The sequence below is a fragment of the Mycobacterium sp. NBC_00419 genome (genome assembly GCF_036023875.1).
Lineage (GTDB): Bacteria > Actinomycetota > Actinomycetes > Mycobacteriales > Mycobacteriaceae > Mycobacterium.
This window is the reverse complement of sequence record NZ_CP107931.1, coordinates 787,812-810,112: the sequence shown is the minus strand read 5'-3', so window position 1 is coordinate 810,112 and position 22,301 is coordinate 787,812. Positions and strand designations below refer to the sequence as shown.

Sequence of the window (22,301 nt, the reverse complement as noted above, 5' to 3'; positions counted from 1 at the left end):
GCGATTTCACCGCCTAGCGTTCCTGGTCATCAACCCGATCGCCCAACCGCGTAGGTGGCCAATGATTTTCCCGCACAACCGATGTCCATCCCCACCCATCCGCCGCATATCTAGTCAGGAGTGAATTGCCATGACCACCGCCCAAACCTCAGCCCCGGTGTTGCACTCGGCCGACGAGGCCCTAGCGGTCGCGCGACTGCTCGCCGCCGACATCGGCACCGGTGCTGTCCAACGGGAGCTCGACGGCGTGCTTCCCGTCGAGCAACTCCGCCAGATCGGGACCTCGGGTCTGTTGGGCATCATCGTGCCTGCCGAACACGGCGGGCCCGATCTTCCGCGGTCGACCGCGGTCGAGGTGTTGCGCATCCTGTCCCGGGCTGACTCTGCGGTCGGCCAGTTGCTGCTGTCCCACTACGTGCTGTCGGCAGCGATTCGCGGGCTGGGTCAGAGTGATCCTGCGCCAAGGATTTTCGCCGACGTGCTGGCCGGTGCTCAATTGGGCAACGCCAGCGTGGAGCGCGGCACCCGCACCTCGGTGGACAGGCTCACCACGGTGCGGCGCAGGCCGGAGGGGGGATGGGTGCTCGACGGCACCAAGTACTACGCCACCGGCTCGCTCGGTGCGACCTGGATCGCTGTCGCGGCGCGCATTCCCGGCACCGATCCGGCCCACGGGGCGACGGTGTTCGTCCGGCCCGAGGATGCCGGTGTCGCACTGCATCTGGACAAGTGGTCGTCCTTCGGGCAGCGCGGCACGGCCAGTGGCGAGGTGGTCTTCGAGGGTGTAGTTGTCGACGATCAGTTCGTGATCGACGAGGGGCCCGATCCCGACCCGGTCACCTCCGAACCGTCTGTTCTCGGTGCATTCGACCAGGCGTTGCACGCGGCGGTGGACATCGGAATCGCCAGGGCGGCTTTGGAGGACGGTGCCGACTTCGTCCGCACCACGAGCCGGCCGTGGTTCGAGGCCCGGGTCGACTCCGCAGCCGACGAGCCTCACGTCATCCGGCGGTTCGGTGAACTCACGGCGCGGTTGTATGCGCTGGAGGCGTTGTTGGCTCATGGCGCCGGACTGGTCGACGACGCGCTGGCGCAGGCGGAGCTGACCAGGGATTCCGCGGCTGCAGCCTCACTGCAGGTCGCCGCGGCCAAGGCGCTGGCCCAGGAGTTTGCCGTCGAGATCTCCAGCGGAGTGTTCGAACTCGCCGGCGCCTCGGCGACTGACCGCCGCCATGCCCTGGATCGGCACTGGCGCAATGTCCGTGTGCATTCCCTGCACGACCCGGCACGGTGGAAATACGTTCACCTCGGCAATTACACGCTGCACGGCACCCGTCCGCCGCGCCTCGGCGTTCTCTTGTAAACCTTTTCCCGACAGGAGTTTTCATGACCAAGTTCTATGTCACCGGCAGTATCAACGTCCCGACCGTCGAGGATGCCTTTCGTCTCGTGGGCTCCCGCCTGCAGCCCGGCGTGAGCAGGGTTCCCGACGGGGAGCCCGGTGACCGGGCCAACTGGGTGTTCACCCAGGCGGATCATTTCCTGAACAACCCCACCCTGGACGTGGTCGGCGACCGGGCGAAGGTTCGGCCCGGCGTCGCGGTGAGCTTCGGCCCCGTCGACTACCACAGCATCGCCGCGGAGTCGTATGCGAAGTTCCGGCAGGCCCGCGAAAGCGGCGTGCTGCAGGAGGGTTCGCGGTTCCTGGTGTCGATCCCGACCCCCTTCAACGCGGTGAACTCGTTTGTCGAGTTCGACGACCGGGTCGAGGTGGCCGCCGCGTATGAACAGGCGCTGCGGCACAGTGTCGATGCCGTTCAGGACGCGATCCCACCGTCGGACCTGGCGATCCAGTGGGATCTGCCGACGGAACTGGCGACGATCGAGGGCTGGTTCGACAACCCGTACGACGGATTCGAGCCGATCTTCGCCGCCACGGCGAGGGTGGCGGACTGGGTGCACGACGACGCCGAACTGACCTTTCATCTGTGCTACGGCGACTCGAAGTTCGGTGCCTCGCCGTTCATGGGGGAGCCGCCGAACGACGAGGCCGCCGCCCGCGGCGGACGGCACATTCTGCCGCGGGACGCCTCGACGATCGTCGCGGTGTCTAACGGTCTGTCGCGCCACGTTTCGCGCCGCATTGATGCGATCCAGGCCGCGACCGTGGCCGCGTGGACCAAGCGCGCGCACTGGCAGCCGTTGGCCGACCTCGCACTGGAACCGGGCACCGAGTTCTACCTCGGCCTGCTGCATGCCGAGGATGGTGCGCAGGGCGCCGCCGCCCGCGCGGCGCTGGCGGCGGAGTTTCTTCCCGAGTTCGGCTTGTCGACCGAATGCGGTCTCGGGCGGCACTCGGCGCAGCAGCTGGAGGCGGTGCTGGTTGCCTGGCAACAGTATTCGGCCGCCCACGAACCGGCGCTGGCCGGCTGACCGGGTCGACACCAGGAGAGTCGTCATGACCGATACCGTCATTGCATCCGAGATCGAGCGAATTGCACTCGGGGACACCATCACACGCCAACCCCAGGGCAATCCCGGCGTGTTGGGGCTGCCGCTCATCATCGCCGGCGCGCTGGGCCTGGGATTCACCAACACCGGGATCATCACGGCAGGCTCGGCCGCGGTGCCGATCCTGCTGTCGGCAACCACGGTGGGCCTGTTGATCACCACGATCTGGTCGGCGGCACTGGGGCAGAACGTCAATGCCACCGTCTACGGTGTGTTCTTCGGCTTCTACGGAAGCTATTCGGTCCTGTCCCTGGGATTCACCCACGATTGGTTCGGCATCCCGGCCGACGCTGTCCAGGACACCACGGCCTTGTGGCTGGCCAGCTGGTTGCTGACCATCGGTCTGCTCACCGTGCTGACACTGCGGCTGCCGTGGACCTACCCGCTGTTGCTCGCGATCGTCGACGTCGCGCTGATCCTGCTGCTGATCGGAACGGTGACCGGCAGTGCGGTGGCGACCAGGGCGGGCGGCTGGTTCGTGTTCGCCTTCGTGGCCTTCGTCGTCTACTTCTACGTGGCAACCCTGTGGGAGGAGACCGGAGGGCGCGCGCTGCCATTGGGCCGGCCGCTGGTCAGCTGAGCTTGCGGCCGCTGAGGTAGGCGACCAACGCCAGGACCGACAGCGTCACCATGACCACGGCGAGCGGAAGAGCGGTGTGCTCGCCGCCGAGACCGACGAGCGGAGAGACGGCCGCTCCGAGTCCGAACTGCAAGGCGCCCAGCCCCGCTGAGCCGGAGCCGGCTGCCTGCGGCACCGCGGCCAGTGCCAGCGCGGTGGCGTTGCCCAGGATCAGACCCTGACAGGACACCGCCACGAAGATCGGGATGGCGATCGTCCACACGGGCGCGCCTGCGAGCACCAGGCCCAGCAGGGTCAGCGTCGCCGCCAGCGTCAGGCCGAGGCCCACGCCGAGCAGCTTTCGGCTGGAGATGCTCGCAGTCAGGCGCGCCGACAGTGCGCTCACCGCGGTGAGTCCCAGCGCATTGATGGCGAAGGCGATGCCGTACTGCGTCGGGCTGAGACCGAGCATCACCTGGTAGACGAACGGCGAGGCCGAGATGTAGGCCATCATCACCGCGAAGCCGAAGCCGAACGCCAGCGTATTGCCGATGTAGGTGCGTGAGCGCAGTTGGTGCCACGGTGAAACACCCTCGACAGCAGTCGCTTTCAGGGCGGCTCGACGTTCCTTGGGGTGCGATTCGCGCACCAGCGCGACCGTCGCGACGAACATCGCCACAGCGATACCGCCGACGACCCACAGGATTCCGCGCCATCCGACCGGGCCCACCAGCAGTCCACCGGCGAAGGGGGCGACGACCGGAGCCACGCCGCCGACGATCATCATCAGGCTGAAAGCCCGTGCCGCCGCCTTGCCGGTCGCGAGGTCGGAGATGACGGCCCGGCCGATGACCATTCCGGCCGCGCCGGTGAACCCCTGCGCGAATCGTGCCGCGACCAGAATGCCGACGGTCGGGGCCATCGCCGCCACTACGCTGGCGACCACGCACAACAGGGTGCCGGCGACCAGCGGACCGCGGCGTCCGATCCGGTCCGAGAGCGGTCCGAAGGCGAGTTGTCCGAAGGTCAGGCCGAGCAGGAATGCGGTCAACGTCAACTGGACGGCGGTGGCACTGGCATGCAGTTCGACCGTCATTTCCGGGAACGCGGGCAGGTACAGGTCGGTCGCCACCGGGGCGACGGCCGACAGCAACGCCAACACCAGAAGTAGCCATGGCGGTATCGATCCGTCGCGCTCGGCGGTGTGGGTCGGCTCGGTCACGGCGGTCGGCATATCCATCCTTGAAGCAAGTAGTTATGAAGTAATAACTATGTGATCATAATCAATTCCGGTACGATTTGTCCATGGAGAGTGAGCTAGCCGACCTCGCCGAGGTGATCCTCGTCGTCGCCCGTGAACTCCGGATGGGGATGGAACCCGACACGGTGCTGACCCCATCGGAGGCGCACGTCATGCGCTACATCGACGACCACCCGGGGGCCGCGCCCAGCGATGTCGCCAGGTTCACCGGCCTGCAGCGCAGCAACCTCAGCACCGCCCTGAAAGGGCTCGAGCGCCGCGGTTTCGTCGAACGCCGCGCCGACGCGCACGACGCCCGCGGCGTCAACCTCTTCCCGACCCCGCTGGCCGCCGACAACCTGACCCGGCTGCGTACCCGGTGGGCTCGCCAGCTGGCGGTCGCCCTCGGTGGCGACGTGCACGACGTGGCGACCGTCAAGACCCTGCTGGACCGCGCCGAGGCGCGGCTGCTGGCCGACCGCCTGGGCTGACTACATCGGCGCGTTGGCCGGCTGGAACACCCCGGTGCTGTCGGCTTCCTCCTCGGCGCGAATCACGTGCACCACGGCGTTGATCAACGCCAGGTGAGTGAACGCCTGCGGGAAGTTACCCAGGTGCCGCCCCGTTCGCGGCTCGATCTCCTCGGCATACAGATGCAGGGGGCTGGCGAAGGACAGCAGCCGCTCGCACAGATGGCGCGCCCTGCTCACCTCGCCGATCTCCACCAGCGCCGACACCAGCCAGAACGAACAGATGGTGAAGCTGCCCTCCTCGCCGGACAGCCCGTCGTCGGTCTCCTCGACGCGGTAGCGCAGCACCAGCCCGTCTTCGGTGAGCTCGTCGGCGATCGCCAGCACTGTCGCCCGAACCCTCGGATCGTCGGACGGCAGGAACCGCACCAGCGGGATCAGCAGCAGTGAGGCATCGAGGGCATCGTCGCCGTAGCGCTGGGTGAGCACCCCGCGCTTGTCCACCCCGTTGGCCAGGATGTCGGCCTTGATCTCCTCGGCGATCGCCCGCCACTGCTGGGCGTAGCTCTTCTCGCCGACGAGTTCGGCCAGCTTGGACCCGCGGTCCAGGGCCACCCAGCACATCACCTTCGACGAGGTGAAGTGCTGAGGTTCCCCGCGCACCTCCCAGATGCCCCGATCGGGTTCCTTCCAGTGCTTGATGGCCTCTTCGACCTGCTCCTTGAGCACCGGCCACAGCTGATCGGAGATCTGCTCGCGCGACTTGGCGTGCAGGTACACCGAGTCGAGCATGGTGCCCCAGATATCGTGCTGACGCTGGTTGTAGGCGCCGTTGCCGATGCGCACGGGCCGGGCGTTGTCGTATCCCGACAGGTGATTGAGTTCCTCTTCGACGAGTTCACGCTCGCCGCCCACGGCATACATCACCTGCAGGGGGTGGCGTTCGCCGTTGTTGGCGCCCGACACGTCGGCGATGAAGGAGAAGAAATCGTCGGCCTCGCGGTCCAGGCCCAGGGTGTAGAGCCCCCACAGCGCGAACGTCGAGTCACGCACCCACGCGTACCGGTAGTCCCAGTTGCGTTCCCCCTGCGGCGTCTCGGGCAACGAGGTGGTGCTGGCCGCCAGCAGGGCGCCGGTGGGCGAGTAGGTCAGTCCCTTGAGCGTGAGCGCACTGCGTTGCAGATATGAGCGCCACGGGTGGTCCGGGAAGTCGCCGATATTGATCCACTGCCGCCAGGCCTCGCTGGTCTGCCACATCTTGTCGGCGGCCTCTTCGTAGGTCTGCGGCGACGGATGCTTGGACCAGGACAGCGCGACGAAGATGTTGTCGCCTTCTTTGAGCCGCGTCCGGGCCCTGGCCTCCCGGCCTTCCAGCCCGATGCGCAGGTTGGTGGTCAACCGCAGGGTCGGGTGCGCGTCGGGGTCCTTGCGGGCCCGGGCGATGGCCTCGCCGTAGGCGTTGGCCGAGTACTCCCAGGTGGCGTTGACCCGGGCGTAGTCGAAGGACGGCTCGCAGTTCATCACCAGTTCGACGGTCCCGCTGACGCACTTCACGGTGCGCAGCAGGATGTGCTCGGCGTCCCAGTCCATCGGTGTCCGGCGATGCGTGCGTGACCGGGTGTCGATGTCATGCCAGGGACCCATGACCAGCGCGTCGCGCACGATTACCCAACCGGTGTGGGTCTGCCACGTGGTTTCCAGGATCAGGCTGCCGGGCAGGTAGCGGCGCGCGGCCGGAACCGACACACCGTAGGGCCCGAGCCGAAAATGCCCGGCCCCGCGGTCGAGGATGGCGCCGAAGACGCTGGGGGAGTCCGGCCGCGGAACGCACAGCCACTCGACGGCGCCCGCTGAGGAGATCAGGCAGGTGTTCTCGCAGTCCGACAGGAAGGCATAGTCGGCGATCGGCGGGAACGGGTTACGCAGCGGCCCTCCCGGCGTGTAGGGCACCGGGGCTGTGGCGGACAGCGGCGTGGGCGTCTGATAGGCCGGCGCGGCCGTGTCCTCGCCCGCAGGCTGGGCTTGCAGAACCATCCAGACATCATCGACCGCGCAGACGCCCGGCGTCTACTTGTAGGCCGAACCGTAACTTTGCTGCTCACGGAGATCGCAACTGGGTTTGCGGCGTCGGCATAAGGTGGTGATCGTGACCGGGATCCTGAGTTGGTGGGACGGCGTGGAGTTGTGGCTCTCCGGGCTCGGGTTCGTCCCGCAGGTGATCATCGTGATGCCGGTGGTTCTGGCGCTGGCCTACGGGATCGCGGTCACAGTGGACTTTGCGCTGGGCAACGGCATCAAAGCGCTGCACTGGATCCGTCGCGGCGACGGGCAGCACCGATGAGCGGGATGCCCCGATCACGGGTGACTCTGGCCCTAGTGGCGCTGCTGATTCTCGTCGTCCTGGTGTGGTTCTTGAACCGCTGACGCCCGAGTCGCCCTGTAACAGAACTCTGTTAAGCTTCGCGCCATGCAATCGGCGACCGGTTACGGCGAGGGCCATATCTTGGCGCTCATTGCCGTCGGTGCTCGCGCCGTTGCTGATGTTGCTTGTTGTCGCTGACACCCCTGCCCGTCTGCGGTCTGGTGTCGGTCTTGGTCACGGCAATTCGCTGATGACACAAAGACATTCCCTGCCATTCCGTTGCACGGGTTCGATCCCTTCCGATCCCGCAATGAGAAAGGCCCCCAATGAAGAGAGTCACCTCGATCCCCAGCCGCTGGCGCGCAGCGGCGGCGCTTGCCGTCACCGCGACCGTGCTCGCAGCGTGCGGCGGCGGCTCCAGTGACGTCGCAGGCGGGGACGGCGGGACCAAGGCCGACACCACGCTGACGCTGGTCGCCTACGCAGTGCCCGAACCCGGTTGGAGCAAGATCATCCCGGCCTTCGCGGCCACCCCTGAGGGCAAGGGTGTCGGCGTCACCACCTCCTACGGCGCGTCCGGTGACCAGTCACGCGCGGTGGTGGACGGCAAGCCCGCCGACATCGTCAATTTCTCCGTCGAGCCTGACGTCACCCGTCTGGTGAAAGCGAACAAGGTCGCCGCCGACTGGAACGCGGACGCGACCAAGGGCATCCCGTTCGGGTCGGTGGTGGCCATCGTCGTCCGCAAGGGCAACCCGAAGAACATCAAGAACTGGGACGACCTGCTGGCACCCGGTGTCGAGGTCGTCACCCCCAGCCCGTTGAGTTCGGGTTCGGCCAAGTGGAACCTGCTCGCGCCCTACGCGGCCAAGAGCAACGGCGGCCAGGACCCGCAGGCCGGTCTGGACTTCGTCAGCAAGCTGGTCAGCGAGCACGTCAAGACCCGCCCGGGCTCGGGCCGAGAGGCCACCGACGTGTTCCTGCAGGGCACCGGTGACGTGCTGTTGAGCTACGAGGACGAGGCCATCAACGTCGAACGTCAGGGCAAGGATGTCGAGCACATCATCCCGCCGCAGACCTTCAAGATCGAGAACCCGGTGGCTGTCGTGACCACCAGCGCCCATCAGGACAAGGCGACCGCGCTGAAGAACTTCCTGTACACCCCTGAGGGGCAGAAGATCTGGGCCGAGGCCGGCTTCCGCCCGGTCGACCCGGCGGTCGCCGCGGCCTTCGCCGCTGACTTCCCGGCGCCGTCGGAGAAGCTCTGGACGATCTCCGACCTGGGCGGCTGGAAGACGGTGGATCCGGCGCTGTTCGACAAGGAGAATGGCTCGATCACCAAGATCTACAAGCAGGCCACTGGATGACAGCAGCTGTCGAGCCGAATCCCCAGGTGGTCCGACCCGAGCTCACCGGTGGTGGCTCGGGCGGGCCGCCCGGCTTGTTGTCCCGCCGGCACGGCACAACCCGGCTGCGGGTCGGTGCCGCGTCGATCTGGCTGAGCGTCATCGTCCTGCTGCCGCTGGCGGCGATCGTCTGGCAGTCCGCCAAGGGTGGCTGGGCCGCCTTCTGGGCCGCGGTCACCTCCAACGCCGCGGTGGAATCGTTCCGGGTGACGCTGACCATCTCGATCGGTGTGACGCTGATCAACGCGGTGTTCGGCTTGCTGGTGGCCTGGGTGTTGACCCGCGACGACTTCCCCGGCAAGCGCCTGGTCGACGCGGTGATCGACCTACCGTTCGCGCTGCCCACCATCGTCGCGAGCCTGGTGATGCTGGCGCTCTACGGCCCTAACAGTCCCGTCGATCTGCAGCTGCAGCACACCAAGTGGGGTGTCGGGATCGCCCTGCTGTTCGTCACGCTGCCATTCGTGGTGCGCTCGGTTCAGCCGGTCCTGCTCGAACTCGACCGGGAAGTCGAAGAGGCAGCGGCGTCATTGGGCGCCACCAACTCCGTGATCTTCACCAGGGTGATCCTGCCCGCGCTGCTGCCGTCGTTGCTGTCCGGTGCCGGACTGGCGTTCTCCCGCGCCATCGGCGAGTTCGGTTCGGTGGTGCTCATCGGTGGCGCCGTGCCGGGTGAGACCGAGGTGTCCTCACAGTGGATTCGCACCCTGATCGAGAATGACGACCGGACCGGTGCGGCAGCGATTTCGATTGTGCTGCTGCTGATCTCGTTTGTCGTGCTCTTCATCCTTCGTACGATCGGGTCACGGGCCGCCAAACGGGAGGCCTTGGCGTCATGACTCCCTCACCGTTGGTGCGCTACCTGGCCCGCTACACGGCGCTCGCCTACATCCTGATCCTCGTGCTCGTGCCGGTCGGGCTGATCCTGTGGCGCACCTTCGCCCCCGGCTTCGGTGCGTTCTTCGGATCGATCACCACCCCGGCCGCCTTGTCGGCGTTGCAGGTGTCGCTGCTGGTGGTGGCGATCGTCGTACCGCTCAACGTCATCTTCGGCGTCCCGACCGCACTGGTGCTGGCGCGCAACAAATTCCGCGGCAAGTCCGCTCTGCAGGCGATCATCGACTTGCCGTTCGCGGTGTCGCCGGTCGTCGTCGGTGTGGCCCTGATCCTGCTGTGGGGCACCGCCGGGGTGTTCGGCTTCGTGGAGAACAGCCTCGGCTTCAAGATCATCTTTGGCTTCCCCGGCATCGTGCTCGCGAGCATCTTCGTCACCGTGCCGTTCGTGATCCGGGAAGTCGAGCCGGTGCTCCATGAACTCGGGACCGACCAGGAAGAGGCCGCCGCGACACTGGGATCGAGTTGGTGGCAGACGTTCTGGCGGATCACCCTGCCGTCGATTCGGTGGGGCCTGACCTACGGCATCGTGCTCACCGTGGCCCGGACCCTCGGCGAGTACGGCGCCGTCATCATGGTGTCGTCCAACCTGCCCGGTAAGTCCCAGACGCTGACCCTGTTGGTGTCCGACCGCTACACCCGCGGCGCCGAGTACGGCGCCTATGCCGTATCGACACTGCTGATGGCGGTGGCGGTCATCGTCCTCGTGGTTCAGGTCGTGCTCGATGCGCGGCGCACCGGAGCCACCGCCGAGTGAGCCAGACAAGATTGGAACTGTCATGACCAATGCGATCACCGTCGCCGGCGCCAACAAGCGCTACGGGGACTTCGTCGCTCTGGACAACGTCGACTTCGTGGTGCCCTCAGGGTCGCTGACGGCCCTGCTGGGTCCCAGCGGTTCGGGCAAGTCCACACTGCTGCGTGCCATCGCCGGCCTCGACCAGCCGGACACCGGCACCATCACCATCAACGGCAAAGACGTCACCAACGTGCCGCCACAGCGGCGGGGGATCGGCTTTGTATTCCAGCACTACGCCGCCTTCAAGCACCTGACCGTGCGGGACAACGTCGCGTTCGGACTCAAGATCCGCAAGAAGCCGAAGGCCGAGATCAAGGAGAAGGTGGACAACCTTCTCGAGGTCGTCGGGCTGGCGGGCTTCCAAACCCGTTACCCAAACCAGCTTTCCGGCGGCCAGCGGCAGCGGATGGCGCTGGCCCGGGCACTTGCGGTCGACCCCGAGGTGCTCCTGCTCGACGAGCCCTTCGGTGCGCTGGACGCCAAGGTCCGCGAGGATCTGCGGACCTGGCTGCGCCGCCTGCACGACGAAGTGCACGTAACGACGGTGCTGGTGACTCACGATCAGGCCGAGGCGCTCGACGTGGCCGACCGGATCGCGGTGCTCAACAAGGGCCGCATCGAGCAGGTGGGCTCACCGACCGACGTATACGACAGTCCCGCCAACGCGTTCGTCATGTCCTTCCTGGGCACCGTGTCGGCGCTGAACGGAATCCTGGTGCGCCCGCACGATATTCGGGTGGGCCGTAGCCCGGACTTGGCCATCGCGGCCGGCGATGGCACCGCGGAATCCACCGGTGTCGTACGCGCCACCATCGACCGCGTGGCCTACCTCGGCTTCGAGGTTCGGGTGGAACTGACCAGTGCCACAAACGGCGCGCCGTTCATCGCCCAGATCACCCGCGGCGATGCCGAGGCACTCGGTCTGAAGGAAGGTGACACCGTCTACGTGCGGGCCACCCGGGTGCCGCCGATAGCCGGTGAAGTGCAGGTCGCTGCAGGCTAGGCCGCGGCCCGCTGGGCCACGGCCACGTCGTACCGGTCCAGCACCGCCTGTGCGAGCAACGGGTGCGCGCCCAGCGGCGCTGCCATCACAATCCCTGCGGCACTGGCGATCTCGGCTACCCGGTCGGTGATGCGGCCCGGCGCGATGAACCACGGCGCCAGAACCACCCGGCTCGCGCCACGGTCCCGCAGAAGGTCGATCCCGTCGAGCACCGAGGGCTGCGGCCCGGTGGCGTAGGCCACCTGCACCCCGGCCCACCCTGCCCCGTCGGCCAGTGCGTCGCCCAGCGTTGCGGTGCGGGCGTTGGCCTGCGGCTGCGACGAACCGACCGCCACGACCAGCACGCCCACGTCGGGCGCGTCACCGGGGACACCGGCCTGCGCCAGGCGTTCACGCATCACCTGGACGAGGCGCGGGTCCTCACCGAGCGTGTCGGCCTGCAGCACATCGGCGCCGGCGTCGGCGATCATCTCCGGAATATCGACCCGGGCGTGGTACGCACTGGCCAACAGCAGGGGAGTGACGACAGCCGGCCCATCGGTGGTGCACAGAACGTCGCGAAGGTTCGGAGAGTTCTTCTCGCAGAACGCCACCGTCACGTCGAGCGCCGGGCGTAGCAGCCTGATCTGGTCGGCGACGGCGTGCGTGGTCGCCGCCGAACGGGGATCGGCGCTGCCGTGCGCGGTGAGAACGAGTCTCACGAAACGTGCAGTCCGCATTCGGTTTTGGCCGAGCCGAGCCAGCGTCCGCTGCGCGGGTCGGCACCCTCGACCGGCTTGGCCGTGCACGGTGCGCAGCCGATCGACGGGTAGCCCTCGTCGACGAGCGGATTCACCAGCACACCGTTGGCGTCGATGTAGGCCTGCATGTCCTCGTCGGTCCAGGCCGCCAGCGGGTTGATCTTCACCAAGCCGAAGGCCTCGTCGTAGGAGATCAGCGGTGCGTTGGCCCGGGTCGGTGACTCCACCCGGCGGATACCGGTCGCCCAGGCCGAATAGCCTTGCAGCGCCTTACGCAACGGTGTCACCTTGCGCAGCCGGCAGCACTCGTTGGGATCGCGGGCGAACAGATCCTTGCCCAGCAGCCGATCCTGCTCGGCGACGCTGTGCTCGGCGGTCACGTTCACCACGGTGATGTCGTAGACGGCTTCGGCGGCGTCGCGGGTGCCGATGGTCTCGGCGAAGTGATAGCCGGTATCCAGGAACAGCACGTCGACCCCGGGGCGCACTTTGGCGGCAAGGTCGACCAGCACGGCGTCCTGCATATTGGAGGCCACCACGTAGTTACCGGCGAAATGCTCGTCGGTCCAGGCCAGCAGTTCGGTTGCGCTGGCACCGTCCAACTCGGCGGCACCGCGCTCTGCCAATGCCCGCAGGTCGGTCTCGGTCATCTCATGCACCCCAATGGTCATCGCAAATCAGCCTCATCAGCGCGCAGCGCCCACTGGGCGAAACGCTCGCCGTCGTGTCTTTGTTTCACGAAGTTGCGCACGACCCGCTCGATGTAGTCGCCAAGCTCGCTGGAGAGCACCTTGTGCTGACGCAGCTTGCGGCCGAAGGCGCTGTCCAGGCCCAGGCTGCCGCCCAGGTGAACCTGGAACCCTTCCTCCGGTCCGTCGCCCTCGTCGACCATCTGTCCCTTGAACCCGATGTCGGCGATCTGGATGCGGGCGCACGAGTTGGGGCATCCGTTGATGTTGACGGTCACCGGCACGTCCAGCGCGGCGTTGATGTCCTCGAGGCGCTTCTCCAGGTCGGGCACCAGGCTCTGGGCGCGCACCCGCGTCTCGGCGAAGCTCAGCTTGCAGAACTCGATTCCGGTGCAGGCCATCAGGTTGCGCCGCCAGTGCGACGGCGCCGACGGCAGACCGAGCGCATCGAGACCGGCCCGCAGCTCCTCGAGCTTGTCGTCGGGGACGTCGAGGATGACCAGCTTCTGGTACGGCGTGAACCGGACCCGATCGGAGCCTGCGGCCTGCGCCAGGTCGGCGACCGCCGTCAGGATCGTGCCGGACACGCGGCCCGCGATGGGCGCCACTCCGACGGCGTTGAGACCGTTCTTAAGCCGTTGCACGCCGACGTGGTCGATCGGGCGGGCGACCGGCTCAGGTGCCGGCCCGTCGATCAGCGGCCGCTTGAGGTATTCGGTCTCGAGGACTTCCCTGAATTTCTCAATACCCCAGTCCTTGATCAGGAACTTCAGCCTGGCCTTCGCGCGCAGCCGTCGGTAGCCGTAGTCGCGGAACACGCTGACCACCGCTTCCCAGACATCGGGCACCTCGTCGAGGGGAACCCAGGCGCCCACTCGCTGGCCCAGCATCGGGTTGGTCGACAGGCCGCCGCCGACCCACAGATCGAAACCGGGGCCGTGGTCGGGGTGGTTGACCCCGATGAACGCCACGTCATTGACCTCGTGCACCACGTCCTGCAGACCACTGATGGCCGTCTTGAACTTGCGCGGGAGGTTGGAGTACTCCTTCTTGCCGACGTAGCGGCGGACGATCTCGTCGATCGCGGGAGTGCCGTCGAGAACCTCGTCGAGGGATTCGCCGGCCAGCGGCGACCCGAGCACCACACGTGGGCAGTCGCCGCAGGCCTCGGTGGTCTGCAGCCCGACCTCGTCGAGCCGGCGCCAGATCTCCGGCATGTCCTCGACGCGGATCCAGTGGTACTGCACGTTCTCGCGGTCGCTGATGTCGGCGGTGTCGCGGCCGAACTCGGTCGAGATCCCACCGAGCGTGCGCAGCGCTGCGGTGGTCAGTGCGCCGCCGTCGCTGCGCACCCGCAGCATGAAGAACTCGTCCTCGAGCATGTCGGTGTTCTCGTCACCGGTCCAGGTGCCGTCATAGCCGGGTTTGCGCTGGGTGTAGAGGCCCCACCAGCGGAAGCGGCCGCGCAGGTCACCCTTGTCGATGCTGTCGAAGCCCTGCTTGGCATAGATGTTCTCGATGCGCTCCCGCACATTGAGCGGGTTGTCATCCTTCTTGCTCTGCTCGTTGGCGTTGAGCGGTTCCCGGTAGCCGAGGGCCCACTGGCCTTCGCCTTTAGGACGCTTGGCAGGTCGGTCCGCTTTGGTCGGCTGGGTCATGAATCGATGCTCCTGGAGTCAAGGAGCCGGCGTTGGGAGTGCGCTGATCACCGGTGAGCTGTTCCGGCGGCGCAGATCCGTCGGCCAGCTGAAGTACAGGTGGGCGGTTCTACGGCGTCAAGCCAGACAACAACAGGTACAGACGCGCTTGAAATCAACATGCCGCCGAGCCACCAGCACACCGTTGCGCAGTGTCTGAGGGGCAGCCATGCCGGCCATTCTGCCACGAACACGCGCGATCCCCCCAACCGGGCCAGATTTGTGCTCGCGGTGAGTAAAACTAGGGTCTGCGACACTGGCAGCATGTCGGTTCGCCCCGTTCCGGCCGCTGCGCCCGAGCTCACCATCGCCCAGGGCACGGCGTTCGGCATCTACGTTCACGTGCCCTTTTGTGCCAGCCGCTGCGGGTATTGCGACTTCAACACCTACACCCCCGGGGAACTCGGCGGTGCCACGCCGGAGGGCTGGCTCATCGCCGCCCGGGCCGAACTCGCCATGGCCGCCGACATGCTCGGCGACGTGACAATCGACACCGTCTTCGTCGGGGGTGGCACGCCGTCCCTGCTGGGCGGCGCCGGCCTGACGGCGGTACTGGACGCGATCCGGGCCCACTTCTCGCTGGCCGCCGACGCCGAGGTCACCACCGAGGCGAACCCCGAGTCGACCTCGGCGGCGTTCTTCGACCAGATCCGCAATGCCGGCTACACGCGGGTGTCGCTGGGCATGCAGTCCGCGGTGCCCCGCGTTTTGGCGACGCTGGACCGGACCCACTCCCCGGGGCGCGCGCTGCAGGCGGCGGCGCAGGCGCGGGCGGCCGGTTTCGAGCACCTCAACCTCGATCTGATCTACGGCACGCCGGGGGAGTCCGACGACGACCTGCGCGAGTCGGTCGACGCGGTGCTCGCCGCCGACGTTGACCATGTGTCGGCCTATGCACTGGTGGTGGAGGAGGGGACCGCGCTGGCCCGGCGGGTTCGGCGCGGCGAGGTGGCCCGGCCCGACGACGACGTGCTGGCGCAGCGCTACGAACTCCTCGACGCGTGGCTGTCGGCGGCGGGCTTCGACTGGTACGAGGTATCCAACTGGAGCAAGCCCGGCGGTGAGTGCCTGCACAACCTCGGCTACTGGAACGGCGGCCAGTGGTGGGGTGTGGGCCCAGGGGCGCACGGTTTTGTCGGCGATACCCGGTGGTGGAATGTCAAGCATCCCAATGCTTACGCGGAGCTGCTCGGCGAAAAGCGAATGCCGGTAGCCGATTTCGAGCTCCTCGATGCCCACGATCGCCACGTCGAGGATGTGCTGTTGGGTATTCGATTACGCAGCGGCTTGCCGCTCGACGTTCTCACCGACTCCGAGCAGGCACGGGCACGGCAAGCGGTGGCCGAAGGCCTGCTGACGGCCGGCGCCGACCGGCTGATCCTGACCCCACGGGGCAGGCTGCTGGCCGATGCCGTGGTGCGCGACGTGCTCGACGACTAGTACTGGCCGTTGGGTCCGGCGTCCATGTCGTAGACCCGCGCATGCAGCACCGTGCGGTTACGCAGGGCGGCACGCACCGCCCGGTGCAGGCCGTCTTCGAGGTACACCACGCCGTGCCACTTGACCGCATGCGGGAACAGGTCGCCATAGAACGTCGAGTCCTCCGACAGCAACCGATCCAGCGCCAGCACGGTGGTGGTCGTCACGAGCTCGTCCAGGCGGATCTGTCGTGGCGGAATCTGCGACCAGTCGCGGTAGGTCAAACCATGGTCCGGGTACGGCTTACCTTCGCGGACACCCTTGAAGATCATCGACGCGCCATCCCCGTCGCAACCCCCAGGCCTGGCGTCACCATCTGAGCAAGGCTAGTCGCTGCCCGACGGAATGCCAGCGCTGGGCGAACTTCGATGCGCTGGTGACCGACCTGTGACGCCCTGAGACGCGGGATGGCACTCTCCGGGCTTGGGTGCTAATTGTGCAGATGATGCCCCTAAAATGGAGACGACTTGGAGGTGTACCAGATGGGAAGTGCTGACGACCGTCGCTTTGAGGTGCTTCGTGCCATCGTCGCCGACTTCGTCGCGACCCAGGAGCCGATCGGCTCCAAGGCCCTCGTCGACCGCCACAACCTCGGCGTGTCCAGTGCCACGGTGCGCAACGACATGGCCGTGCTGGAAGCCGAGGGCTACATCGCCCAGCCGCACACCAGCTCCGGCCGGGTGCCCACGGAGAAGGGCTATCGGGAGTTCGTCAACCGGCTCGACCAGGTCAAGCCGTTGTCGTCGTCGGAGCGGCGCGCGATCCTGCAGTTCCTGGAGACCGGGGTCGACCTCGACGACGTGCTGCGCCGCGCGGTGAAGCTGCTGGCCCAGCTGACCCGGCAGGTGGCGATCGTGCAGTACCCGACGCTGTCCAGCTCGACGGTCCGCCGCCTCGAGATCGTCTCCCTGACCCCGGCCCGACTGCTGATGGTTGTCATCACCGACTCGGGCCGAGTCGACCAGCGCATCGTCGAACTCGGTGACGCCATCGACGACCATCAGCTTGCGCAGCTGCGGGAACTTCTGGGCCAGGCGCTCGACGGCAAGCGACTCGGGGCGGCCTCGGTGGCAGTGGCCGACCTGGCGGCCCGGCTCGACGGGTCCGGCGGCCTGGGCGACGCGGTGGGCCGGTCGGCGACGGTGCTCCTGGAGTCGTTGGTCGAGCACAACGAGGAGCGGCTGTTGATGGGCGGCACCGCGAACCTGACCCGCAACACCGCTGATTTCGGCGGGTCGCTGCGGACGGTGCTTGAAGCGCTCGAGGAGCAGGTGGTGGTTCTTCGGCTGCTCGCCGCCCAGCAGGAGGCGGGTAAAGTCACGGTGCGTATCGGTCACGAAACCGAGGCCGAGCAGATGGTCGGTACCTCGGTGGTGACCACGACCTATGGCAGCTCGAACACGGTGTACGGCGGCATGGGTGTGTTGGGGCCGACGCGAATGGACTATCCGGGAACTATTGCCAACGTCGCGGCGGTTGCGACGTATATCGGCGAGGTTCTCGGCGGCCGATAGGCCCAAGCGGAGCCGGCTAACGGCGAGATTTTCGAAAGGTCAAGGGTGGCACGCGACTACTACGGCTTGCTCGGGGTGAGCACCGGCGCCAGCGATCAGGAGATCAAGCGCGCCTATCGGAAGCTGGCCCGCGAGCTGCATCCCGACGTCAACCCCGACGAAGAAGCCCAGCACAAGTTCAAAGAGATCAGCGCCGCCTACGAGGTGCTGTCCGATCCCGAGAAGCGGCGCATCGTCGACCTCGGCGGCGATCCGCTCGAGAACGGCGCGGCGGCCAACGGCTTCAGCGGCTTCGGCGGGCTCGGCGACGTGTTCGAGGCGTTCTTCGGCGGTGGCACCGGATCGCGTGGTCCGGTCGGCCGGGTGCGGCCCGGCTCGGATTCGCTGCTGCGGATGCGACTGGATCTGTCCGAGTGCGCGACCGGGGTGACCAAACAGGTCACCGTCGACACCGCGGTCCTCTGCGACATCTGCCAGGGCAAGGGCACCCACGGCAATTCGACCCCGGTCACCTGTGACGTCTGTGGTGGGCGCGGTGAGGTGCAGACCGTTCAGCGATCGCTGCTGGGCCAGGTCATGACGTCACGCCCGTGCCCGCAGTGCCGCGGTGTGGGTGAGGTCATCCCGGATCCCTGCCATCGGTGCGGGGGCGACGGACGGGTGCGGGCCCGCCGCGACATCAGCGTGAAGATCCCGGCCGGCGTCGGCGACGGCATGCGGGTGCGGCTGGCCGCCCAGGGTGAGGTCGGACCCGGCGGCGGTCCTGCAGGCGATCTCTATGTCGAGGTCCACGAGCAGCCGCACGACATCTTCGTGCGCGACGGTGACGACCTGCACTGCACCGTGTCGGTGCCGATGGCCGATGCGGCGCTGGGCACCACGGTCACCGTCGACGCGATCCTCGACGGGCTGACCGAGATCACGATCCCGCCCGGTACCCAGCCCGGTTCGGTGACCACGTTGCGTGGCCGCGGTATGCCGCACCTTCGTTCCGGTGTCCGCGGCGATCTGCACGCGCACATCGAGGTCAGCATCCCGACCAAGCTGGACGCCCGTACTAAGGAGTTGCTGACCGAGGTCAAGACCCGCAGCCTCGAAGAGGCCGCGGTCCGTTCCGCACACGCGCAGACCGCCAACGCCGGTGGGCTGTTCAGCCGGCTGCGGGAAACCTTCAGCGGCCGCTGACGCGTTGGCCGACACGCTGTTCTACACCGACGCCGTCCCGGCTGTCGGCGCCAGCGCCGTCGTCGAGGGCGACGAGGGCTTCCACGCCGCCACCGTGCGCCGCATCCGGCCCGGGGAAGTGCTCGTGCTCTCCGACGGGGCGGGCGAGATGGCCCGCTGCGAGGTCGAATCGGCGACCAAGCGCGGCCTGACGGCCACGGTGCTCCAGCGGTGGTCCGCGGCGCGAGCGGTCCCCGAGGTGACCATCGTGCAGGCCATCCCCAAGTCCGAGCGGTCGGAGCTGGCGGTCGAACTGGCCACCGAGGCCGGTGCGGATGCCTTCATCGCCTGGCAGGCCGCCCGCTGCGTGGCCCGCTGGGACGGCGAGCGCGCCGACAAGGGTTTGCGGCGCTGGCGTGCGGTGGCCCGCTCGGCTGCCCGACAGTCCCGCCGGGCGTGGATCCCTGAGGTCAGCGGACCGGTCGCCACGGCAGCGTTGGCCACCCTGGTCGCCGACCGGGTCGCCGCCGGTGCGGTGGTACTCGCCCTGCACGAGTCCGCCGACGTGCCACTGGCCGAAATTCCTGTCGCCCAAGCAGATTCGATCATGATGATGATCGGACCGGAGGGCGGCATCAGCGACACCGAGCTCACCGACCTCACGGCTGCGGGTGCCCGCACGGTCCGGCTGGGTCCGACGGTGCTGCGGACCTCGACGGCCGCGGCGGTGGCTCTCGGAGCCCTCGGCGTGCTCACACCGCGCTGGGCGGCACCGTCGTCATGACCGGTCACAACTCGGCGGGCGCGCTCCCCAACCGGGCATAGATCGATGCCGCTTCGGCCCGGTTGGTCGCGTGCAACTTACGCAGCACTCGCTTCACATGGGACTTCACCGTGCCCGGTGTGATGACGAGTTCGTCGGCGATCTGCTGGTTGGTGCGTCCGTCGGCCATCAGCCGCAGGACCTCGACCTCGCGCCGGGTCAGCATCTGATTGACCCGCGATGACATGGTGGCCAGCATCCTGCTGGCCGGGCTGCGTACCGCAGGCTCGACTTTGCGCAGTTCCAGGTCGGCGTCCTGCACGGCCTGGGCCGCCTTCTCGGCGGTGGCCAGCGCGGTGCGGACCTCGGCGTGCTGGCGCCGCATCCGCTCGACCAGGACGGTCCGCTCGAAGGCGTAGCCGAAGCCTTCGGCGAAGGCCCACACCGTGTCGCGGTCGATCTCGTCGACCGTCCGGCCGCTGTACAGCCGGTCGGCGTGCAGGAATCCGATCACCCGGCCGGTCGGCATCACCGGTGCGGCGACGTAGGACCGGGTCAGGGAGAAGTCGATGATCGGGCGGTTGACCCGGGGGTCGTTGCGGGCGTCGCGGACGATCGCCGGCGCATGTCGGCGAATCATCTGTGTTTCCAACAACATATGGTCGAGCGGCGGTGACACCGACTGGGCGAAGGCCACCATCTTCTCGGCGCCTTCGACGTCGTCGCCGAAGTACGCCGACTCCATCACCATGCGGCCGTCGTGCACCCGAAACAGCACCGCCCGGTCGAAGCCGCAACATTCGACGAGCTCACGCGGCGCGCGGTCGACGATGGCCGCAACGTCGTCCACGGCCCGCAACTTGCTCAACCCATCCTGAACCTGCAGCAGAGCCGTGGCCCGGCGCCGCGCGCCGTCCTCGATCAGCTGGCGTTCGAGCAGGGACAGGTCGAGTACGGCTTCCAGTGCCGCCAGCGCGCGCTCGTCGCCGACCGCCTCCAGTGCGTCACGAACGACGGCGGCCTGGGCGTCGACTGTTTCGGCGACCGCGGTGATCGGGTCGCTGCCGGGTTCCACGGTGCCGGCTCGGCAGGCCTCGGCGTAGCGACGCGACACCGGACTCACGGGTGCGGGCTTCGATGCCCACCCGGGGTGGTCGCCGTCGGCGAGCGCGTTGAGGGACAGAGGTTCGCTGGCAATGCTCACAGTGGGTCGATCGTCGCACCGCTTCGCCGCCGCCGGTGGCAAATCCGCCCGCACGGGGGCAGAACTGACCTCCATTGGGAGATCGACCCGCCGTAGCGGCTGCCGCGACGCTGGTGGCATGACCCTGACGACCACATCGGCACTTCACCAGCTGACCACCCCGGAGGGGGTTGCCAACCCCTATCCGCTCTTCGAGCACCTGCGCGAGGTTTCGCCCGTCGCCGGATACCAGGACTGGCCGCCCGGCACGGTGCCCGGAGCCGATGAGCCGGTGACGGCATGGGCCCTGTTCCGCTACGACCAGGTCTTCGCCGCGGCCCGCGACAGCGAGACGTTCTCTTCCCGGGATCCCATCCAGGAGGCCTCCTCGGCGCCGAGCCTGATGCTGGTCAACACCGATCCGCCCGCGCACACAGGGGAGCGCAAACTGGTCAGCCAGGCGTTCTCGCCGCGGCGCATTCGCCGGCTCGAGGGCTGGCTGACCGATCTGGTGCCGGTCCTGCTCGCCGACTTCGACGACCGCACCGGCGACGGTGACCGCGACGTGATGCAGTTTGCGGACGAGGTACCCACTCGGGCCATGGTCCGGCTCCTGGGCCTGCCCGAAGGTGACCACGTCCGGTTCAAGAACTGGGCCAACGCCTTCATGCTGTCCTCGACGATGTCACCCGAGGAGCGGATGGCCAGCAACGCCGAGATGGTGCAGGCGTTCACTGAACGGGTCATCGAACACAGTGGGCGCCTTGATCATTCGCAGGACGTCGAAGATGCCGAAGATCTGATCTCGGCGCTGCTGCGCGCCGAACTCGACGGGCAGCGGCTGACCCCCGAACAGATCGTGCGGCTCTGCGTGACGCTGGTGGTGGCGGGCAGCGAGACCACGACCTATCTGATCGGCAGCGTCCTGCACGCACTGGCGCGCGAACCAGCAGTGGCCGCCCGCCTGCGGGCCGACCGGTCGCTGGTCGGCACGTTCATCGAGGAGGTCGCACGGCTCACCGGTCCGCAACGGCTGTTCCGGATCGCCACCCGCGACGTCGAGATCGACGGGGCCAGCATCCGCAAAGGCGATTGGGTTGCGTTGTTCTTCGGATCGGCCAACCACGACCCGGCCGTGTTCGAGGATCCCGAGCGCCTGGATCTGGACCGGCCCAACATCCGCCAGCACATGGCCTTCGGGCAGGGCCTGCACTTCTGCCTGGGCGCGCCACTGGCCCGGCTGGAGGTGCTCGCGGTGGTCAACGCGGTGCTCGACCGGTACTCGACGATCGGATTGTCCGAGGAACCGGGCGAGCGACAGACCGCGAGCCTGCTCACCCACGGTTTCGTCCGGCTACCGCTGCAGCTGAGCCGATGACCGAGGAGCGCAACATCGCCAACACCAGGGCGATCTACACCGCTGTTCCCGCTGGTGACCTGGACACCGCGGTGAGCCTGCTCGATCCCGAGATCCGGATCACCTACTACGGCAGCGAGGCGATCCCGTACGCCGGCGACTACCGGGGCATGGCACGCGCGCTGGAGTTCTTCGCGACGGTGGCCGAACACATCGAGATCGTCGCCATGGAGCCCTGGCTCTTCATCCCCGACGGCGACAACCTGGCCGTCTGGGGCCAGCAGAAGTTCCTGCGGCCGTCGACCGGGCACACCTGGGAATCGGAGTTCGCCCACATCATCACGCTGCGGGATGGCAAGTGGCTGCACTTCCGGGACTTCATGAACTCGGCGCTGACCCACGAGGCGTTCACCACGACGCGGTAAACTGGGGATTCACTACGTTTGACCAGGGAACCCAGGAAGCAGGCTT

General features: G+C 67.6%; 23 protein-coding genes. 16 read left to right on the top strand and 7 right to left on the bottom strand.

Annotated features, from left to right (window positions below; all coding sequences use genetic code 11):
• Positions 1–130 precede the first annotated feature (130 nt).
• Genes OG976_RS03920 through OG976_RS03910 form a run of 3 tightly spaced genes read left to right on the top strand, consistent with a single transcriptional unit; the run spans position 131 to position 3,091 of the window.
• Positions 131–1,363: an acyl-CoA dehydrogenase family protein gene (locus OG976_RS03920; RefSeq protein ID WP_328358144.1), complete on the top strand. Its 1,233-nt coding sequence runs from the start codon at positions 131–133 to the stop codon at positions 1,361–1,363.
• Positions 1,364–1,386: 23 nt separating this feature from the next.
• Positions 1,387–2,433: a hypothetical protein gene (locus OG976_RS03915; protein WP_328358141.1), complete on the top strand. Its 1,047-nt coding sequence runs from the start codon at positions 1,387–1,389 to the stop codon at positions 2,431–2,433.
• 25 nt (positions 2,434–2,458) lie between these two features.
• On the top strand, positions 2,459–3,091 hold the full coding sequence (locus tag OG976_RS03910) for a GPR1/FUN34/YaaH family transporter (protein ID WP_328358138.1): 633 nt from the start codon (positions 2,459–2,461) through the stop codon (positions 3,089–3,091).
• Here OG976_RS03910 and OG976_RS03905 read toward each other — a convergent pair.
• The gene (locus OG976_RS03905; protein ID WP_328358135.1) at positions 3,084–4,304 is read right to left on the bottom strand and encodes a multidrug effflux MFS transporter; all 1,221 of its coding nucleotides are present in this window, start codon (positions 4,302–4,304) and stop codon (positions 3,084–3,086) included. The two genes, OG976_RS03910 and OG976_RS03905, sit on opposite strands and share 8 nt — an antisense overlap.
• Before the next feature lie 71 nt (positions 4,305–4,375).
• On the opposite strand from OG976_RS03905, the gene OG976_RS03900 reads away from it, so the two are divergent.
• Positions 4,376–4,801: a MarR family winged helix-turn-helix transcriptional regulator gene (locus OG976_RS03900; protein WP_328358132.1), complete on the top strand. Its 426-nt coding sequence runs from the start codon at positions 4,376–4,378 to the stop codon at positions 4,799–4,801.
• Here OG976_RS03900 and OG976_RS03895 read toward each other — a convergent pair whose 3' ends face one another.
• Entirely contained in the window at positions 4,802–6,814 is a 2,013-nt protein-coding gene (locus tag OG976_RS03895) for a glycoside hydrolase family 15 protein (RefSeq protein WP_328358129.1), read from the bottom strand.
• Positions 6,815–6,926: 112 nt separating this feature from the next.
• Here OG976_RS03895 and OG976_RS03890 point away from each other — a divergent pair, with 112 nt between their 5' ends.
• The 6 genes from OG976_RS03890 to OG976_RS03870 all read left to right on the top strand — a co-directional run bounded on the left by OG976_RS03890 (position 6,927) and on the right by OG976_RS03870 (position 11,244).
• Positions 6,927–7,121: a hypothetical protein gene (locus OG976_RS03890; RefSeq protein WP_328358126.1), complete on the top strand. Its 195-nt coding sequence runs from the start codon at positions 6,927–6,929 to the stop codon at positions 7,119–7,121.
• Positions 7,122–7,247: 126 nt separating this feature from the next.
• Entirely contained in the window at positions 7,248–7,340 is a 93-nt protein-coding gene (locus tag OG976_RS26810) for an Ms4533A family Cys-rich leader peptide (protein ID WP_442930422.1), read from the top strand.
• Positions 7,341–7,468: 128 nt separating this feature from the next.
• Entirely contained in the window at positions 7,469–8,509 is a 1,041-nt protein-coding gene (locus tag OG976_RS03885; RefSeq protein WP_328358124.1) for a sulfate ABC transporter substrate-binding protein, read from the top strand.
• Entirely contained in the window at positions 8,506–9,387 is an 882-nt protein-coding gene (gene cysT / locus OG976_RS03880; RefSeq protein ID WP_328358122.1) for a sulfate ABC transporter permease subunit CysT, read from the top strand. The genes OG976_RS03885 and cysT overlap by 4 nt, the downstream gene beginning before the upstream one ends.
• Complete coding sequence (gene cysW / locus OG976_RS03875) at positions 9,384–10,199, top strand: sulfate ABC transporter permease subunit CysW (RefSeq protein ID WP_328358119.1); 816 nt, start codon at positions 9,384–9,386, stop codon at positions 10,197–10,199. The genes cysT and cysW overlap by 4 nt, the downstream gene beginning before the upstream one ends.
• Before the next feature lie 22 nt (positions 10,200–10,221).
• Entirely contained in the window at positions 10,222–11,244 is a 1,023-nt protein-coding gene (locus tag OG976_RS03870) for a sulfate/molybdate ABC transporter ATP-binding protein (RefSeq protein WP_328358117.1), read from the top strand.
• Here the strand turns inward: OG976_RS03870 and OG976_RS03865 are convergent.
• The 3 genes from OG976_RS03865 to OG976_RS03855 are packed head-to-tail and all read right to left on the bottom strand — an operon-like array spanning position 11,241 to position 14,331.
• Positions 11,241–11,945 (bottom strand): sirohydrochlorin chelatase, encoded by a 705-nt coding sequence (locus OG976_RS03865; RefSeq protein WP_328358115.1) that lies wholly within the window; start codon positions 11,943–11,945, stop codon positions 11,241–11,243. The two genes, OG976_RS03870 and OG976_RS03865, sit on opposite strands and share 4 nt — an antisense overlap.
• The gene (locus OG976_RS03860; protein WP_328358112.1) at positions 11,942–12,655 is read right to left on the bottom strand and encodes a phosphoadenylyl-sulfate reductase; all 714 of its coding nucleotides are present in this window, start codon (positions 12,653–12,655) and stop codon (positions 11,942–11,944) included. Before OG976_RS03860 ends, OG976_RS03865 begins: the two co-directional genes overlap by 4 nt.
• Positions 12,652–14,331 (bottom strand): nitrite/sulfite reductase, encoded by a 1,680-nt coding sequence (locus OG976_RS03855; RefSeq protein WP_328358109.1) that lies wholly within the window; start codon positions 14,329–14,331, stop codon positions 12,652–12,654. Before OG976_RS03855 ends, OG976_RS03860 begins: the two co-directional genes overlap by 4 nt.
• A 303-nt stretch (positions 14,332–14,634) precedes the next feature.
• Here OG976_RS03855 and hemW point away from each other — a divergent pair, with 303 nt between their 5' ends.
• Complete coding sequence (hemW, locus tag OG976_RS03850; RefSeq protein ID WP_328358106.1) at positions 14,635–15,810, top strand: radical SAM family heme chaperone HemW; 1,176 nt, start codon at positions 14,635–14,637, stop codon at positions 15,808–15,810.
• Here hemW and OG976_RS03845 read toward each other — a convergent pair.
• Complete coding sequence (locus OG976_RS03845; protein WP_328358103.1) at positions 15,807–16,121, bottom strand: type II toxin-antitoxin system VapB family antitoxin; 315 nt, start codon at positions 16,119–16,121, stop codon at positions 15,807–15,809. The genes hemW and OG976_RS03845 overlap by 4 nt on opposite strands.
• A gap of 210 nt (positions 16,122–16,331) precedes the next feature.
• Here OG976_RS03845 and hrcA point away from each other — a divergent pair, with 210 nt between their 5' ends.
• From hrcA to OG976_RS03830, 3 genes are read left to right on the top strand one after another with little or no spacing between them, the layout of a single operon-like run.
• Positions 16,332–17,363 carry a heat-inducible transcriptional repressor HrcA gene (hrcA, locus tag OG976_RS03840; protein ID WP_328358100.1) on the top strand — a complete coding sequence of 344 codons (1,032 nt, stop codon included), beginning with the start codon at positions 16,332–16,334 and terminating at the stop codon, positions 17,361–17,363.
• 45 nt (positions 17,364–17,408) lie between these two features.
• Entirely contained in the window at positions 17,409–18,548 is a 1,140-nt protein-coding gene (gene dnaJ, locus OG976_RS03835) for a molecular chaperone DnaJ (protein ID WP_328358097.1), read from the top strand.
• 4 nt (positions 18,549–18,552) lie between these two features.
• Complete coding sequence (locus OG976_RS03830) at positions 18,553–19,311, top strand: 16S rRNA (uracil(1498)-N(3))-methyltransferase (RefSeq protein WP_328358094.1); 759 nt, start codon at positions 18,553–18,555, stop codon at positions 19,309–19,311.
• A 4-nt stretch (positions 19,312–19,315) separates the two neighbouring features.
• Here OG976_RS03830 and OG976_RS03825 read toward each other — a convergent pair whose 3' ends face one another.
• Entirely contained in the window at positions 19,316–20,494 is a 1,179-nt protein-coding gene (locus OG976_RS03825) for a LuxR C-terminal-related transcriptional regulator (protein ID WP_328358092.1), read from the bottom strand.
• A gap of 118 nt (positions 20,495–20,612) precedes the next feature.
• Here OG976_RS03825 and OG976_RS03820 point away from each other — a divergent pair, with 118 nt between their 5' ends.
• Positions 20,613–21,851 carry a cytochrome P450 gene (locus tag OG976_RS03820; RefSeq protein ID WP_328358090.1) on the top strand — a complete coding sequence of 413 codons (1,239 nt, stop codon included), beginning with the start codon at positions 20,613–20,615 and terminating at the stop codon, positions 21,849–21,851.
• Positions 21,848–22,255, top strand: coding sequence for a nuclear transport factor 2 family protein (locus OG976_RS03815; RefSeq protein ID WP_328358088.1), 408 nt, complete (start codon positions 21,848–21,850; stop codon positions 22,253–22,255). The genes OG976_RS03820 and OG976_RS03815 overlap by 4 nt, the downstream gene beginning before the upstream one ends.
• The last annotated feature ends 46 nt before the right edge of the window (positions 22,256–22,301 follow it).